This window comes from Streptomyces sp. NPDC001816 (assembly GCF_042892235.1).
In the GTDB taxonomy this organism is placed as follows: domain Bacteria; phylum Actinomycetota; class Actinomycetes; order Streptomycetales; family Streptomycetaceae; genus Streptomyces.
The window spans coordinates 70,125-85,889 of the sequence record NZ_JBIATY010000010.1 but is presented as its reverse complement, the minus strand read 5'-3'; the positions used below and the strand labels follow the sequence as shown (position 1 = coordinate 85,889).

The 15,765-nt window shown below is 71.4% G+C and carries 17 protein-coding genes; 8 read left to right on the top strand and 9 right to left on the bottom strand.

Annotated elements, in window-relative coordinates:
- The first annotated feature begins 76 nt into the window (after window positions 1-76).
- The 8 genes from ACFYZZ_RS31090 (at window position 77) to ACFYZZ_RS31055 (ending at window position 8,060) form a co-directional block, all read left to right on the top strand.
- A complete protein-coding gene (locus tag ACFYZZ_RS31090; protein WP_389182910.1) occupies window positions 77-1,429 on the top strand; it encodes a ferric reductase-like transmembrane domain-containing protein in 1,353 nt (450 codons plus the stop codon).
- A 34-nt stretch (window positions 1,430-1,463) separates the two neighbouring features.
- The gene (locus tag ACFYZZ_RS31085; RefSeq protein WP_389182907.1) at window positions 1,464-1,922 is read left to right on the top strand and encodes an FMN-binding protein; all 459 of its coding nucleotides are present in this window, start codon (window positions 1,464-1,466) and stop codon (window positions 1,920-1,922) included.
- Window positions 1,923-1,981: 59 nt separating this feature from the next.
- Window positions 1,982-3,364 carry a ferric reductase-like transmembrane domain-containing protein gene (locus ACFYZZ_RS31080; RefSeq protein WP_389182904.1) on the top strand — a complete coding sequence of 461 codons (1,383 nt, stop codon included), beginning with the start codon at window positions 1,982-1,984 and terminating at the stop codon, window positions 3,362-3,364.
- 17 nt (window positions 3,365-3,381) lie between these two features.
- Complete coding sequence (locus ACFYZZ_RS31075; RefSeq protein ID WP_389182902.1) at window positions 3,382-4,203, top strand: FMN-binding protein; 822 nt, start codon at window positions 3,382-3,384, stop codon at window positions 4,201-4,203.
- 55 nt (window positions 4,204-4,258) lie between these two features.
- Window positions 4,259-4,999, top strand: coding sequence for an FAD:protein FMN transferase (locus tag ACFYZZ_RS31070; RefSeq protein WP_389182899.1), 741 nt, complete (start codon window positions 4,259-4,261; stop codon window positions 4,997-4,999).
- A 132-nt stretch (window positions 5,000-5,131) separates the two neighbouring features.
- On the top strand, window positions 5,132-5,302 hold the full coding sequence (locus ACFYZZ_RS31065) for a hypothetical protein (RefSeq protein ID WP_389182896.1): 171 nt from the start codon (window positions 5,132-5,134) through the stop codon (window positions 5,300-5,302).
- 74 nt (window positions 5,303-5,376) lie between these two features.
- Complete coding sequence (locus tag ACFYZZ_RS31060; RefSeq protein WP_389182893.1) at window positions 5,377-7,197, top strand: ABC transporter ATP-binding protein; 1,821 nt, start codon at window positions 5,377-5,379, stop codon at window positions 7,195-7,197.
- A complete protein-coding gene (locus tag ACFYZZ_RS31055) occupies window positions 7,194-8,060 on the top strand; it encodes a serine/threonine-protein kinase (protein WP_389182891.1) in 867 nt (288 codons plus the stop codon). The genes ACFYZZ_RS31060 and ACFYZZ_RS31055 overlap by 4 nt, the downstream gene beginning before the upstream one ends.
- A gap of 24 nt (window positions 8,061-8,084) precedes the next feature.
- Here the strand turns inward: ACFYZZ_RS31055 and ACFYZZ_RS31050 are convergent, their stop codons facing one another.
- From ACFYZZ_RS31050 to ACFYZZ_RS31010, 9 genes are all read right to left on the bottom strand, one after another.
- On the bottom strand, window positions 8,085-8,861 hold the full coding sequence (locus ACFYZZ_RS31050; RefSeq protein ID WP_389182888.1) for a hypothetical protein: 777 nt from the start codon (window positions 8,859-8,861) through the stop codon (window positions 8,085-8,087).
- A complete protein-coding gene (locus ACFYZZ_RS31045; RefSeq protein WP_389182885.1) occupies window positions 8,851-9,438 on the bottom strand; it encodes an RNA polymerase sigma factor in 588 nt (195 codons plus the stop codon). Before ACFYZZ_RS31045 ends, ACFYZZ_RS31050 begins: the two co-directional genes overlap by 11 nt.
- A 96-nt stretch (window positions 9,439-9,534) precedes the next feature.
- A complete protein-coding gene (locus ACFYZZ_RS31040) occupies window positions 9,535-10,080 on the bottom strand; it encodes an arginine repressor (RefSeq protein ID WP_386574773.1) in 546 nt (181 codons plus the stop codon).
- Window positions 10,081-10,087: 7 nt separating this feature from the next.
- Window positions 10,088-11,305 carry an acetylornithine transaminase gene (locus tag ACFYZZ_RS31035; protein WP_389182883.1) on the bottom strand — a complete coding sequence of 406 codons (1,218 nt, stop codon included), beginning with the start codon at window positions 11,303-11,305 and terminating at the stop codon, window positions 10,088-10,090.
- A complete protein-coding gene (gene argB, locus ACFYZZ_RS31030) occupies window positions 11,302-12,216 on the bottom strand; it encodes an acetylglutamate kinase (protein ID WP_389182880.1) in 915 nt (304 codons plus the stop codon). Before argB ends, ACFYZZ_RS31035 begins: the two co-directional genes overlap by 4 nt.
- On the bottom strand, window positions 12,213-13,364 hold the full coding sequence (gene argJ / locus ACFYZZ_RS31025) for a bifunctional glutamate N-acetyltransferase/amino-acid acetyltransferase ArgJ (RefSeq protein ID WP_389182877.1): 1,152 nt from the start codon (window positions 13,362-13,364) through the stop codon (window positions 12,213-12,215). Before argJ ends, argB begins: the two co-directional genes overlap by 4 nt.
- A complete protein-coding gene (gene argC, locus ACFYZZ_RS31020) occupies window positions 13,361-14,389 on the bottom strand; it encodes an N-acetyl-gamma-glutamyl-phosphate reductase (protein ID WP_389182874.1) in 1,029 nt (342 codons plus the stop codon). Before argC ends, argJ begins: the two co-directional genes overlap by 4 nt.
- 45 nt (window positions 14,390-14,434) lie before the next feature.
- A complete protein-coding gene (locus ACFYZZ_RS31015; RefSeq protein ID WP_389182872.1) occupies window positions 14,435-14,806 on the bottom strand; it encodes a GtrA family protein in 372 nt (123 codons plus the stop codon).
- On the bottom strand, window positions 14,803-15,753 hold the full coding sequence (locus ACFYZZ_RS31010) for a glycosyltransferase family 2 protein (protein WP_389182869.1): 951 nt from the start codon (window positions 15,751-15,753) through the stop codon (window positions 14,803-14,805). The genes ACFYZZ_RS31015 and ACFYZZ_RS31010 overlap by 4 nt, the downstream gene beginning before the upstream one ends.
- Window positions 15,754-15,765: the final 12 nt, after the last annotated feature.

Here is a 15,765-nt window from a genome sequence, read left to right as displayed (position 1 = left end):
CGGCGCCCGCTCAGAGGTCCCTCAGAGCTTCGGACCGCACAGTGGCCTGGCACGACGGACGAAGGGACGACCATTCATGAGCACCGTGGACGCGGGGCGGGCGACACCGCCCCTGCCCCTGACCGCACCGCGTTCCCCCGCGGGGCCCGTGCTGGCCGTGCTGTGGGCGGGTGCGGCGGCCGTGGTCGCGCTCTGGTGGGCGGACACGGGCGCCGTGGTCGGTACGGCGGGCCGGCTGACCGGGGCCGGGCGCATCGCCGGGCTGCTGTGCGGGTACGCCTGCGCGGTGCTGGTCGGCCTGATGGCGCGGGTGCCGCTGCTGGAGGTGCGGATCGGCTCCGACCGGGTGGCCCGCTGGCACGCGATGGCCGGCCGGTACACCGTCTGCCTGCTCGTCGCGCACATCGCGCTGATCCTGGCCGGGTACGCCGCCCAGGACCGGGCCTCGCTGTGGCACGAGGCGGTCACCGTCGTGCTGGACTACCCGGAGATGCTCAAGGCCACCGCCGGCACGGTGATCCTCTTCGCGGTCGGCGTCACCTCGGTGCGCGCCGCGCGCCGCCGCACGAGCTACGAGTTCTGGTACTACGTCCACCTCCTCACCTACGCGGCCGTCTTCCTCGCCTTCGGGCACCAGCTGGCGCTGGGCGAGCAGTTCAACGGCAGGCCGGTGGCCACCGCCTTCTGGTACGCGCTGTACCTCGGGGTGGCGGCCCTGGTGCTGTGGTTCCGCGTCCTCGCCCCGGTCCGGCTCAACCGGCGGCACCGGCTGCGGGTGGGGTCGGTGCACAAGGAGGCGCCGGGCGTGTACTCGGTCGTCGTGCACGGGCGGCACCTGGACGGGCTGGGCGCGCGGCCGGGTCAGTTCTTCCGCTGGCGGTTCCTCGGCGAGGGCATGGGCTGGACGTCGACGCCGTACTCCCTGTCGGCGCCGCCGCGCCCGGACCGGCTGCGGATCACGGTGAAGGCGCTCGGCGACCACAGCGCGGCCGTCGCACTGCTGCGGCCGGGCACCCGGGTGTGGGCGGAGGGCCCGTACGGTTCCCTGACCGCCGACCGGGCCACCGGGCAGCGGTCCCTGCTGATCGCGGCCGGGGTCGGCATCACCCCGCTGCGGGCGCTGTTCGAGACGCTGCCCGGCGAGGTCACCCTGCTCTACCGGGCGCGCGGTGCCGAGGACCTGGCGCTGGGCGGCGAGCTGGAAGCGATCGCCCGCCGGCGGGGCGCGCAGCTGCTGTACGCGCTCAACGGGCCGCGCGGGGAGCGGCCGAGCATCACGGCGCAGTCGCTGCGCGCGACCTTCCCCGATCTGGCGGACCACGACGTCTACATCTGCGGCCCGCACGGCTTCGCGCAGGACGTGTACGGCGCGCTGCGGGCGGCCGGGGTCCCGGACCGTCGTATCCACCACGAGTCGTTCGAACTGTGAGAACCGTGAGAGCTGTGAGAGCTGTGAGGCCCGCGTGCACGCGTTGAACAAGAACCGCCCGCTCCGCCGCATCGTGCTGGCGAGTGCCGCCACCGTCTCCGGGATGGTGCTGCTGCTGTCGCTGAAGCCGCACACCAGCCCCACTCTGGCGACGGCGGACACCAAGTCACCCACGACGTCGAGCAGTTCGAGCCCGACGGCCGGTTCCAGCTCGGGGACCAAGCGCGTCACCGGCGACACCGTCCAGACCCGGTGGGGACCGGTCCAGGTGCGGGTGACGATCGAGAGCGGCAAGCTCACGGACGTGACGGCGGTCAGCTATCCGCAGGACAACCCGCGCGACCAGGAGATCAACAGCTACGCCCTGCCGCAGCTGCGGCGCGAGGCGCTGGCCGCCCAGAGCGCGCAGATCGACACGGTCTCGGGGGCCACGTACACCAGCGAGGGTTACCGCCAGTCACTCCAGTCCGCCCTCGACTCGGCGGGGCTCTGAACACTCAGCGCATGCGGCACGTATCAGTGGACCAACGGTCAAGTCCCGACGGAGGAACCGTGACCACCACGCTCGCAGGCGGACGTGCCGCCCGCCGCCAGACGATGCGCCGCATCCGCCCGCGCCGCTCACCGGCCGTTCCGCTGCTGCTCGCGGTGTGGGCCGGTGCGGCGGCCGTGCTGTGGCTCTGGTGGCACAACACACCGTCCATAGCCGACGACAACAGCAGGATTCTGAACGCGGGCCGCATCACCGGTCTGCTGGCCGGCTACCTGATGGCGCTGGTCGTGCTGCAGATGGCGCGCGTACCGGCGCTGGAACGGCGCGTCGGCTCCGACCGGGTGGCCCGCTGGCACGCGATGAGCGGCCGGTACACGCTCTGCCTGATCGTCGCGCACGTCTTCCTCACCATGTGGGGGTACGCGCTCCAGGCCGGCAAGTCGCTCGGCGACATCGTCCAGCAGACCATCGACTCCATCAACCAGCTGCCGGACATGGGCAAGGCCGCCATCGGCACGGGCCTGTTCGTGGTCATCGGCCTGACGTCGATCGGCCCGGTCCGGCGCCGGCTGCCGTACGACACCTGGTACCACGTCCACCTGCTGACGTACGCGGCCGTGTTCCTGACGTTCTGGCACCAGATCACCACCGGCAACGACTTCGCGGTCGAGCCGTCCGCCAAGACCTTCTGGTACGTGCTCTACGGCACCGTCACCGCGCTGGTGCTCTGGCACCGGATCCTCACCCCGATCCGGCTGAACCTCCGTCACCGCATGCGTGTCGAAGCGGTCATCGAGGAGACGCCGGGCATCGTGTCCGTGCTGATCGGCGGCCGGAAGCTGCACCGGATGGGCGCGGAGGCGGGCCAGTTCTTCCGCTGGCGGTTCCTCGCTCCCGGGATGCGGTTCAGCTCGCACCCGTACTCGCTGTCGGCGGCACCCCGCCCCGACATGCTGCGGATCACGGTGAAGGCGATCGGCGACCACAGCGCCCGGCTGCGCGAACTGACGCCCGGCACCCGGGTGTGGGCGGAGGGCCCGTACGGCGCGCTCACCGCCCAGCGGCGCAGCAAGGGCAAGGTGCTGCTGGTCGCGGGCGGGGTCGGCATCACGCCAATGCGGGCGCTGTTCGAGACGCTGCCCGGCGCGGCCGGTGACATCACCCTGCTCTACCGGGCCAACACCACCCAGGACCTGGCCCTGTGGGACGAGTTGGCCGCGATCGCCGAGGAGCGCGGGGCCCGGCTGATGTACGCGGTCAACAGCCCCGAGGGCGAGCGGCCGGACATCTCGGCGGAGAACCTCCAGCGGAAGATCCCGGACATCGATCACCATGATGTCTTCATGTGCGGCCCGCCCGGGTTCGCGCAGTCGGTGTACGAGGCACTGCGCGGCGCGGGAGTCCCCGCGCGCCGTATCCACCACGAGTCGTTCGAGATGTGAGCGGGAGCTGCGAAGCGATGAGGAAGAGCCACCCCATTCGGCGCGTCGTGCTGGCCACGGCCGCCACCGTGTCCGGTGTCGTGCTGCTGCTGTCGCTGAAGCCCGCCTCGGATCCGGCGGCCGCTGCGGCGGCGGGCGCGGCACCCCAGCAGACGGCGGCGGCGCAGGAGTCACCGCAGGGCGGGGCGCAGGCCGCCGGCACCGGCACGGTGACCGGAGACGCGGCGCAGACCCAGTACGGGGCCGTGCAGGTGCGGCTGACCGTCGCGGGCGGCAAGATCACCAAGGCAGAGGCGGTGCAGGCGCCCAAGGGCGGACTCAGCGACCAGAAGACCCAACTCGCCGTGCCCAAGCTCAACCAGGAGGCCGTGGCGGCGCAGAGTGCGCAGATCGACGCGGTGTCCGGGGCGACGTACACGAGCACGGGGTACAAGAAGTCGCTGCAGTCGGCGCTGGACAAGATGAAGGCGTCCTCGGGGTCTTCATCCGGCTCGTCGTCCGGCTCGTCTTCCAGCTCCTCCTCCGGGTCGTCCTCCGGCTCCTCCGCCGGATCGGGCGCTGCGCAGGCCCGTACCGTCACCGGCAAGGCCGTCCAGACCCAGTACGGCACGGTCCAGGTCCGGATCACGGTCAGCAACGGGAAGATCACCAAGGCGGACGCGGTGCAGGCGCCCAAGGGCGGACTGAGCGACCAGAAGACCCAGCTCGCCGTGCCCAAGCTCAACCAGGAGGCGGTGGCGGCCGGAACCGCGAACATCGACTCCGTCTCCGGGGCCACCTACACCAGCACCGGCTACAAGCAGTCGCTGCAGTCGGCGCTCGACCAGGCCGGTGGCTGACGCGGTGGCCGAGTCGGCTGAAGCTCCCGCCGCGGTGCGTCATGCGGAGGAGGTCATGGGGACCGTCTTCTCCTTCGACGTCCGCGGCGGGGAATCCGGTGCGGTACGGCAGGCCTTGGACGAGGCGGTCGCGGGCCTGCACCGGGTCGACGCGCTCTTCTCCACCTACCGCGAGGACAGCGAGGTGTCGCGCCTGGCCCGGGGTGAGCTGACCGTGGCGCAGTGCGCTCCCGAGGTGGCCGAGGTGCTGGAGCTGGCGGCCGAGGCGGAGCGGGTGAGTGACGGGTGGTTCAGTACCCGGTACCGCGGGTCGCTGGATCCGACCGGGATCGTGAAGGGCTGGTCGGCGGAGCGGGCGGCGCGGCTGCTGGCGGCGGTGGACGGGGTGTGCGGGGTCAGCGTGAACGGGGGCGGTGACGTCCAGATGCTGGGCGCGCCGCAGCCGCAGCGGCCGTGGCGGGTCGGGGTGTCGGATCCGCTCCGCCCCGGTGGACTGGCGGCGGTGATCTCGGCGGCCGGAGTGGACGAGCTGTCGGTGGCGACGTCCGGCACGGCGGAGCGGGGCGACCACATCGTGGATCCGCGTACCGGCAGGTCCGCGGTGACGGACCTGGTCGCGGTGACCGTGGTGGGGCCCCGGCTGACGTGGGTGGACTGCTGGGCCACGGCGGCGTTCGCGATGGGGTCGCGGGCGGGGCTGGCATGGCTCGAGTCGCTGCCGGACGTGGAGGCACTGCTGATCACGGCGGGTGACGAGGTGCGGTGCACGGGCGGGCTGGCGGCGCGGCTCGGCTGAACGGCAGTTCGGTTGAACATCGGACACTGGAACGGGGAATTTTTGACGTTTCTACCAAGTTGTCCCCATTACGCCATCCAACACCCGCGTTGGGACGTATCCCCTGTGGGGCAAGTTTCAGGAGGAACGCATATGGCCATCTTCAGCAGTCTCATGCCGGCGAAGGGCCACGGCCACGACGACGACTCGTCGAGGCACGACTCCTCGCGGCACGGGCACCGCCACGACCACGGCGACCGCCACGACCACGGCGACCGTCACGGCCACGGCGACCACAACGACCACGGCCACAGCGGCCACTGATCGCACACGGAGGGTGAGCGGACCGGATTCGGAAGAACCCGGTCCGTTTCGCCGATCCCCGAGGGACGCATGCCATGGCGCATGTCCTGCGGCGGCTGCTGTCGGTGGGCGAGACGTCCGACGCCGTGGTCGCGGCCGCGCCTCCGGTGCCCCCGCGTGAGGTGTTCCGGCGGTTCTGGCCGTACACCCGCGGTGGCCGGCGCTGGCTCGTGCCCATCGTGTTCTTCAGCCTGATCGGCCCCGTCGTCGACGCCGGGGAGATCTGGCTCTTCAAGATCGTCGTGGACGACGTACTCGTCCCCCGTGATCTCCGGCCGCTCCTGTGGATCGCGCCGACCTATCTGGGACTCATCGTCGGTTCCGGCGTGCTCGCCTACGCCGACGACGTGACGTCCACCTGGGTCGGCGAACGCTTCCTGCTCACTCTTCGCGCCGATGTGTTCCGGCACGTCCAAGGGCTGTCGCTCGGATTCTTCGAACGCCGGCGGCTCGGGGACGTGCTCTCGCGTGTCACGGGCGATGTCGACGCGGTCGAGACGTTCCTGCTCTCCGGCGTCGCGGACGCCCTCTACTACGTGATCAGCCTGGGCGTGTACCTCGGCCTGCTGTTCTACCTGCAGTGGGATCTCACCCTCCTCGCCCTCGTCATCGTGCCGCTGTTCTGGGGCACGGCCCGGCACTTCGCCAAGCTGATCAAGGCGGCGTCGCGGGAGCGCAGGCGCCGTAGCGGCTCGATCAGCGCCATCGCCGAGGAGTCGCTGGGCAACGTCGCGCTGGTGCAGGCGTACAACCGGCAGGGCTGGGAGGAGCAGCGGTTCGAGCGGGAGAACGTCGGCAGGTACCGGGCGGCGATGGCCTCGGCGCGGATCCGTGGCGTGTACGGCCCCCTCGTCGACGTCATCGAGGTGGCCGGCGGGCTCGCGGTCATGGGCCTGGGCACCTGGAAGCTGGCCCAGGGCCAGCTCACGCTGGGCGGGCTGCTGGTCTTCCTGGCGCTGATCGGCAAGCTCTACGGCCCGGTCCGCAACCTGTCCCGCCTCGGCACCACCTTCTACGCGGCGTCCGCCTCGGCGGAACGGATCATCGAGCTGCTGGACCAGCGGCCGCAGGTGACCGAGGCCGCGGACGCCCGGCGGATCGGCCGGGCCCACGGTGACCTGGAGTTCGACGGCGTCTGGTTCCGCTATCCGGGCCTCCCGTCCTGGGCGCTGTCCGACGTGTCCTTCCATGTGGCACCCGGCGAGACGCTGGCGCTGGTCGGGGCCAGCGGGGCCGGCAAGTCCACGGTCGCGAAACTGCAGTTGCGCTTCTACGACCCCGACCGGGGAGCGGTCCGCCTCGACGGGACCGACCTGCGCTCGCTGCGCCTGGCCGACGTACGGGAGAGCATCGCGGTGGTGCTGCAGGAGACGCTCGTCTTCCACGGCACCGTGCGGGAGAACATCGCCTACGGCCGGCCGGAGGCGACGCAGGCGGACATCGTGGCGGCGGCGCGCGCCGCGGACGCCCACGAGTTCATCGAGGCGCTCCCGGACGGCTACGACACGCTGGTCGGCCAGCGCGGCCGGACGCTCTCCGGCGGACAGCGCCAGCGCCTGGCGATCGCCCGCGCAATGATCAGGGACGCGCCCGTGCTGCTGCTGGACGAGCCGACCACGGGGCTCGACGTCCGGTCCGGCCGGCGGATCATGGACCCGCTGCGCCGGCTCATGGCCGGGCGGACGACCGTCGTCATCTCCCACAACCTGCTGACCGTCCGCGACGCCACACACATCGTGGTGCTGTACGGCGGCCGGGTGGTCGAGCACGGCACCCACGAGGACCTGCTGCGGCGCGACGGCAGGTACGCCCGGCTCCACCGGCTGCACGCGCCGGGGGGGAGGGTCCTGTCGTGAGCGACACCCCGCCTCCCCGCCCACCGGGCGCGAGACCGGCCCCGGGTTACGAGGTCCTGGCACACCTGACGCGCACCGGCTGGCTGGACGTCTACGACGCCTGGAGCGAGGAGCGGGCCTGCCGCTGTGTGATCAAGACGGTGCGTCCCGACCGGCTGGGCGAGGAGCGGCTGCGGGCCCGGCTGCTGCGGGAGGGCCGGTGGCTGCGCGAGTTCACCCATCCCCACCTGGTGCGCGCCTACGAGACCTTCGAGTCGCCCGAGCCGCTCGTCGTCCTGGAGACACTGACCGGTGAGACGCTGTCCCACCTGATCGGCCGGCTGCCGCGGCGCGCGGCCGGCGCCGACGTGGCGCTCCTCGGGGTGCAGCTGTGCTCCGCGGTCCACTACCTGCACGGACAGGGCCTGCTGCACCTGGACCTCAAGCCGTCCAACGTGGTGGTGGACTGCGGCCATGCGAAGGTGCTGGACCTGAGCCTCGCACGGCCGCCCGGCAGCGCGCCCGCGGGTCTGGGCACGCTCCGCTACCTGGCTCCGGAGCAGGCCCGCGGCGGGTCGCTGACGGCCGCTGCCGACGTGTGGGGCATCGGCATCACGCTGTACGAACTCGCTTGCGGTGACGTGCCGTTCGGCCGCGTCGGGACCGCGGCCGAGTCCTCCGAGGGGCGGCGGGTGGACCGCTGTCCGCAGCTGGAGCAAAGTGCCCCGCCCATCGCGTCCAAGCGGCGGCTGTCGGCCGCTCTCGCCGCCGCCGTCGACAGCTGTCTGCGCGCCGACCCGACGTCCCGGCCCACCGTCGACGAGCTGGCTGCCGCCCTCGACGCGACGGCGCCCGCCCATCGGCGCCACAGCGCGCGCGCCTGAGGCCGTCCCGGGGGTGGGCCGGGTTCACGCCTCCTCGGGGGCCTGGACCTGGCCGATGCGCAGGTCGGCCGTGGCCAGGACGGTGCCGTCGGGCGCGGTCAGCCGGGTGCCCGTGACCGTGGTGGGGTCGATCGGGGTCGCCGTACCCCAGTGGCCCTGACCGTCGCGCAGGGCGAAGTCACCGACGCGGGTGGTGGTGCCGTCCGCGTGCTCCAGGAGACAGGTGACCTTGCCGGTGTACGAGGCGTGGGTGCCGGTGAGGTCGACGGACATGAAGAGCCAGCCGGGGGGCCCGGGGTGGGCGTAGACCTCGCCGGCCGACGGCTCGGCCCCGTGGGGCGAGGCCAGGTCTCCCACCAGGACGGGTTCGACCTCGACGGCGGGGCCCGGCGAGGCTGTGATCGCCTCGACGGCGGTACCGATCCCCCAGCCGGCAAAGCCGCAGGCGATGGCGAGCGCGGCCACGGCGGAGGCCAGCCGCAGCCGGGCCCGGCGGGCGCGGCCGCGGAGGCCCTTGTGCTCGGCTGCCGACGGGTGCGGGTGCGCGCGGCCCTCGGACGCGGTCGCGGCGCGGGTCAGTCCGCGTGCCACCCGGGTCTCGAACCCGTTCGGCGGCTCGGCCGGCGGCAGCAGGCCGAGCAGCCGGTCGCCGACGAGCGTCAGATGCCCGACGTACTCCCGGCAGTCGGCGCACCGCTCCAGGTGCTCGACCGCTTCGGCCCGCTGGCGCCCGAAGAGCACGCCGAGTGCCAGCTCGGCGCCGCTCTCCCGGAGCTTCTCGCAGGTCACATCACTGGCCATGGTCGCCTCGCTTCGGAGACGTGAGCGTGTTCCGCAGCTTTGCCATCGCGGTTCTGATCCGCGTCTTGGCGGTTCCCAGCGGGATCTTCTCCCAGTCGGCGATCTGCTGAGCCGTCATTCCGTAGATGCCCGCCATCACCAGGGCACGACCCTGTTCCCGTGGCAGCTGTGCCACGGCGGTCCGCAGCCGGGCCGAGGCCTCGTCGGCCAGCGCCCACTGCTCGGGCGTCTCGCTGACGACGTCGAGGAGCACGTCGAGGTCCTCCGGCGCCATCGGCTCGCTCCGCCGCGCCCGGAGCGCGTCCACGGCGAGGTTGTGCGCGATGGTCGTCAGCCAGGTCGCCACCGAGCCACGGCGCGGGTCGTAGATCTGGGCATGACGCCACGCGCGCTCGAACGTCTGCTGGGCGATGTCCTCGGCGAGCTGTGGGTCCCCGGTGACGGCGATGGCGACGCCGAAGACCGTGTGCTGGAACCTCCGTACAAAGGTGGCCGCGAGTTCCGGATCACCGGTGGCCAGCCCGGACAGCAGAGCCTCGTCCGGGAGCCGGCCCACCGGGAACCGAATCCCTTGCATACCTCCATATACGGTCCGCCCCCGCCAGGAGATTGCCCGGCCTTCGCGACGGAAGATCACATTCCCATTCTCCGCCCGTACCCCCGGCGGCGCCCGTCAGTGGCCGTTCTGGGCCAGCCGCAGGAGGTGGTCCGCCAGGGCCTGCCCGCCGGTGGGATCCCGGCTGATCAGCAGCAGCGTGTCGTCGCCCGCGATGGTGCCGAGGATGTCGTGCAGCTCGGCCTGGTCGATGGCGGAGGCGAGGAACTGGGCGGCCCCCGGAGGGGTCCGCAGGACCACGAGGTTGGCGGAGGCCTCGGCGGAGATCAGCAGCTCCTGGGACAGGCGCCGCATCCGCTCCTCCTTCGCCGACTCCCCGAGCGGCGCCCGGGGCGTGCGGAAGCCGCCCTCGCTCGGCACCGCGTAGATCAGGTCGCCCTCGTTGTTGCGGATCTTGACCGCGTTCAGCTCGTCGAGGTCCCGCGACAGCGTCGCCTGGGTCACGCTCAGCCCGTCGTCGGCGAGGAGCTTCGCCAGCTGGCTCTGCGACCGCACCGGCTGCCGGTTGAGGATGTCCACGATCCGGCGGTGCCGTGCGGTGCGGGTCTGCGGCACGGCGGGCCCGGCGCCCGCCGCGTGCTCGTGGTCCTGCGCCTGGCTCATCGTCGTCTCATTCTCCGGATCGTCCGTCCCCGTTCGCCGGGCTCGCCGCGTCGAGGATGCCGGGCAGCGCCCTGAGGAAGGCGCCTGTCTCGTCGTCGCTCAGGTTCAGCGGCGGCATGAGCCGCACGACGTCGGGAGCGGGCGCGTTCACCAGGAACCCGGCCTCCTGGGCCGCCTGCTGCACCTGCGGTGCGAGCGGCCCGGTGAGCACGATACCCAGGAGGAGGCCCGCACCCCGGACATAATCGATCAACGGGTGGTCGATCGCCTCGATTCCCTCGCGCAATGCTGCGCTCTGCCGCTTCACGTTCTCCAGCAGCCCCTCGTCCGCGATGGTGTCGAGGACGGCGAGCCCCGCGGCGCAGGCGACCGGGTTGCCGCCGAAGGTCGTGCCGTGCTGGCCGGGCTGGAGCAGGTCGGCGGCGCGCCCGAAGGCCACGGTGGCACCGAGCGGCAGCCCGCCGCCGAGTCCCTTGGCGAGCGTGACGACGTCGGGCAGCACGCCCTCGTGGGCCTGGTACTCGAACCAGTTGCCGGTGCGGCCGATGCCGGTCTGCACCTCGTCCAGGACGAGCAGCGCCCCGGTGGCCGCGGTGATCGCGCGGGCCGCCTTCAGATACCCGGACGGGGGCACCACGACCCCGTTCTCGCCCTGGATCGGCTCGATGATGACGAGCGCCGTGTCCTCCGTGACCGCCGCGGCCAGCGCCTGGGCGTCGCCGTAGGGCACGTGGGTGACGTCGCCGGGCAGTGGCAGGAACGGCGCCTGCTTGGCGGGCTGGCCGGTGAGCGCCAGGGCGCCCATGGTGCGGCCGTGGAAGCCGCCGGTGGTCGCCACCATGTGGGTGCGCCCGGTCAGCCGGCCGATCTTGAAGGCGCCCTCGTTGGCCTCGGCGCCCGAGTTGCAGAAGAAGACCTTGCCGTCCCGGCCGAAGAGCTGCAGGAGGCGTTCGGCGAGGGCGACGGGCGGCTCGGCGATGAACAGGTTGGAGACGTGCCCGAGGGAGGCGATCTGCCGGCTCACCGCCGCCACCACGGCCGGGTGGGCGTGGCCGAGCGCGTTGACCGCGATACCGCCGACGAAGTCCAGGTACTGCCTGCCCTCGGCGTCCCACAGCTTGGCGCCCTCGCCGCGCACGAGGGGCAGTCGGGGGGTGCCGTAGTTGTTCATGAGCGCGCCCTGCCAGCGCGCGGTCAGCTCTGCGTTGGTCGCGGTACCCGTCATGACTGCTCCCCCTCGGCTTCGTCGGGCACGACCATCGTGCCGATGCCCTCGTCGGTGAAGATCTCCAGCAGGATCGAGTGCTGGACCCGGCCGTCGATGACGCGGGCCGTGGTGACGCCGTTGCGTACGGCGTGCAGGCAGCCCTCCATCTTCGGCACCATGCCGGAGGACAGCTCCGGCAGCAGTTTCTCCAGCTCGGACGCCGTGAGGCGGCTGATCACCTCGTCGGAGTCCGGCCAGTCCTCGTAGAGGCCCTCGACGTCGGTGAGGACCATGAGGGTCTCGGCGCCCAGTGCCGCAGCGAGAGCCGCAGCCGCCGTATCAGCATTGACGTTGTAGACATGTCCGTCGTCCTGGGATCGGGCGATCGAGGAGACGACCGGGATGCGGCCGTCGGCCAGCAGGGCCTCGATCGCGCCCGTGTCGATCGCGGTGATCTCGCCGACCCGCCCGATGTCGACGAGTTCGCCGTCGATCTCGGGCTGGTGCTTGGTGGCGGTGATGGTGCGGGCGTCCTCGCCCGTCAGACCCACGGCGAGCGGTCCGTGCTGGTTGAGCAGCCCGACCAGCTCGCGCTGCACCTGCCCGGCCAGCACCATCCGTACGACGTCCATGGCGTCCTCGGTGGTGACCCTGAGGCCCGCCTTGAACTCGCTGACGATGCCGTGCCGGTCGAGGGCGGCGCTGATCTGGGGGCCGCCGCCGTGCACCACGACCGGCTTGAGTCCGGCGTGCCGCAGGAAGACGACGTCCTGGGCGAAGGCGGCCTTGAGGTCCTCGTTCACCATGGCGTTGCCGCCGAACTTGATGACGACGATCTTGCCGTGGTGCCGGGTCAGCCAGGGCAGCGCCTCGATGAGGGTCTGAGCCTTGGGCAGGGCGGTGTGCTTACGCGTCGTTCCAGTGCTCATGAGGAGTAGGCGCTGTTCTCGTGGACGTAGTCGGCGGTGAGGTCGTTGGTCCAGATGGTGGCGGTCTCGGAGCCTGCCGCCAGGTCGGCGACGATGTGCACCTCGCGGTAGCGCATGTCGACCAGCTCGCGGTCCTCGCCGACGCCGCCGTTCTTGCACACCCAGACGCCGTTGATGGCGACGTTCAACTGGTCCGGCTCGAAGGCGGCCTTCGTCGTGCCGATCGCGGACAGGACGCGGCCCCAGTTGGGGTCCTCGCCGTGGATCGCGCACTTGAGGAGGTTGTTGCGGGCGATGGAGCGGCCCACCTCGACGGCGTCGTCCTCGGACGCCGCGTTGATCACCTCGACCTTGATGTCCTTGCTGGCGCCCTCGGCGTCCCGGATCAGCTGCTGGCCGAGGTCGTCGCAGACCTGGCGCACGGCCTCGGCGAACTCGTCGTACTCCGGGGTGATGCCGGAGGAGCCGGAGGCGAGCAGCAGCACCGTGTCGTTGGTGGACATGCAGCCGTCGGAGTCGACGCGGTCGAAGGTGACCTTCGTGGCCGCTCGAAGGGCCCTGTCCAGCACCTCGCCGTCGAGGTCGGCGTCGGTGGTGAGGACGACCAGCATGGTGGCCAGGCCCGGCGCGAGCATGCCCGCGCCCTTGGCCATGCCGCCGACGGTCCAGCCGTCCCTGGTCGCCACGGACGTCTTGTGGACGGTGTCGGTGGTCTTGATGGCGATGGCGGCCTTCTCGCCGCCGTGCTCGGAGAGCTGGGCCCCGGCCGTCTCGACGCCCGGGAGCAGCTTGTCCATGGGCAGCAGGACGCCGATGAGGCCGGTGGAGCAGACGGCGACCTCGATGGCGCCCCGGCCGAGCACCTCGGCCGCCTTCTCGGCGGTCGCGTGCGTGTCCTGGAAGCCCTTGGGGCCCGTGCAGGCGTTGGCGCCGCCGGAGTTGAGGACCACGGCCGTCACCTGGCCGCTCCTGAGGACCTGCTCGGACCAGAGCACCGGCGCGGCCTTCACACGGTTGGAGGTGAAGACGCCCGCGGCGGCACGGCGCGGCCCGTTGTTGACCACGAGGGCCAGGTCGGGGTTGCCGTTCTCCTTGATCCCGGCGGCGATGCCCGCCGCCGTGAATCCCTTGGCTGCCGTGACACTCACGGTGCGACTCCGATCGTGGAAAGTCCCGTGGTCTCGTCGAGACCCAGGGCGATGTTCATGCTCTGTACGGCACCGCCCGCGGTGCCCTTGGTCAGGTTGTCGATGGCGCTGATCGCGATGATGCGGCCCACCGCCGCGTCGTACGCGACCTGCACCTGAACGGCGTTGGAACCGTAGACGGACGCCGTGGCGGGCCACTGTCCCTCGGGGAGCAGGTGGACGAACGGCTCGTCGGCGTAGGCCTTCTCGTAGGCTGCGCGCACGGACTCGCCGGTCACCCCGTCCCGGGCGGACGCGCTGCAGGTGGCGAGGATGCCACGGGGCATCGGCGCGAGGGTCGGCGTGAAGGAGACGGAGATCCGCTCGCCGGCCACGCCGCTGAGGTTCTGGATCATCTCGGGGGTGTGCCGGTGGCCGCCGCCGACGCCGTACGGCGACATGGAGCCCATGACCTCGCTGCCGAGCAGGTGGGGCTTCGGTGCCTTGCCCGCGCCGGAGGTGCCGGACGCGGCGACGATCACCGCCTCGGGCTCGGCGAGTCCGGCCGCGTAGGCCGGGAACAGGGCGAGGGTCACGGCGGTCGGGTAGCACCCGGGCACCGCGATGCGCTTGGACCTCGTAAGCCGGGCGCGGGCGCCCGGAAGTTCGGGAAGGCCGTAGGGCCAGGTACCGGCGTGCGGGGAGCCGTAGAACTTCTCCCAGTCGGCCGCGTCCGCGAGGCGGAAGTCGGCGCCCATGTCGACGACGAGGACGTCCGGACCGAGCTGCTCGGCGACGGCGGCGGACTGCCCGTGCGGCAGCGCAAGAAAGACGACGTCGTGCCCGGCAAGTGCCTCGGCCGTGGTCTCGGTCAGCACCCGGTCGGCCAGCGGCAGCAGGTGCGGCTGGAGCGCGCCGAGCCGCTGCCCGGCGTTGGAGTTGCCGGTCAGGGCACCGATCTCGACCTCGGGGTGCGCGAGGAGCAGGCGCAGGACCTCTCCGCCCGCGTATCCGCTCGCTCCGGCCACCGCCGCACGTACCGCCATGTCCACCCTCCTCTGGATGGCATGACTATACGTATCGATGCACGTTTATGCAATCGATCGGGGGAGCATCACCCAGCGGGACACGACGAACGTCACGGGGATGGCGGCCGCCGAGGCGAGCAGCGGGGCGAAGCGGCTGCCGGCGTGCAGGACGTCGACGATCACGTACACCCCGGCGGTCGTGATCAGGAAATTGGTGGCGTTGGTCAGCGGGAACAGCAGGAATTTCCGCCAGGTGGGCCGCGTCCGATAGGTGAAGCGCGCGTTGAGGAAAAAGGATCCGATCATACTGAACAGAAAGGCTAGAATATGCGCGGCCAGATAGGGCAGCCAGGTGAGGAACAACAGGTAGAGACAGTAATAAGTGGCGGTGTTGATCACACCGACCGCGGCAAAGGTGACGATCTGTCGCTTCAAGGAATGAGGTCTTTCGTCCGTTCCACATTGGTCGCCTGCACCAGGAAGTGCGGGCGCCCCTTCACCTCGTAGTAGATGCGGCCGGTGTACTCCCCGATCACTCCCAGCATGACCATCTGCACGCCGGCGAGGGCCGTGACGGCGGTGATGATGGTCACGTAGCCGGGCGTCTGGACCCCGTTGACCAGCGCGGCACCCACGATCCAGGCGGTGTACAGCCCGGCGCACAGCAGCAGGCCCATGCCGAGCCAGAGGGCGGCGCGCAGCGGACGGTTGTTGAAGGAGAGCAGGCCGTCCAGGCCGTAGTTGAGCAGGCTGCGGAAGGACCAGGAGCTGCTGCCGGCCTCGCGCGTCGCGTTCTCGTACTCGAAGGTGGTGCTCGGGAAGCCGACCCAGGCGAACAGGCCCTTGGAGAAGCGGTTGTACTCGGTGAGGTTCAGGACCGCGTCCACCACCCGGCGCGACAGCAGGCGGAAGTCGCCCACGCCGTCGACGAGTTCGACGTCGACCATGCGGTTGATGAGCCGGTAGTACAGGCGGGCGGTGACGGTGCGGGTGAGGCGGTCGCCGGTGCGGCTGCGCTTGGCGATGACCTGGTCGTAGCCCTGGCCGCGCAGCTCCACCATCTGCTTGATCAGCTCCGGCGGGTGCTGGAGGTCGGCGTCCATGACGACGACCGAGTCGCCCGAGGCGTGCCTGAGGCCCGCGAGCAGGGCCGCCTCCTTGCCGAAGTTGCGGCTGAAGGAGACGTACCGCACCCGCGAGTCGCGGTCGGCGAGGCGCCCCAGCACGGCGAGCGTGCGGTCGCGGCTGCCGTCGTCGACGTACACGAACTCCATGTCGTGGCCGAGCGGCAGCAGCTCGTCCGCGATCTTCTGGACCTCCTCGTGGAAGCGTTCGAGGACGTCCTCCTCGTTGTAGCAGGGCGCGACGATCGATATGAGCATGGCGTTCCCCCC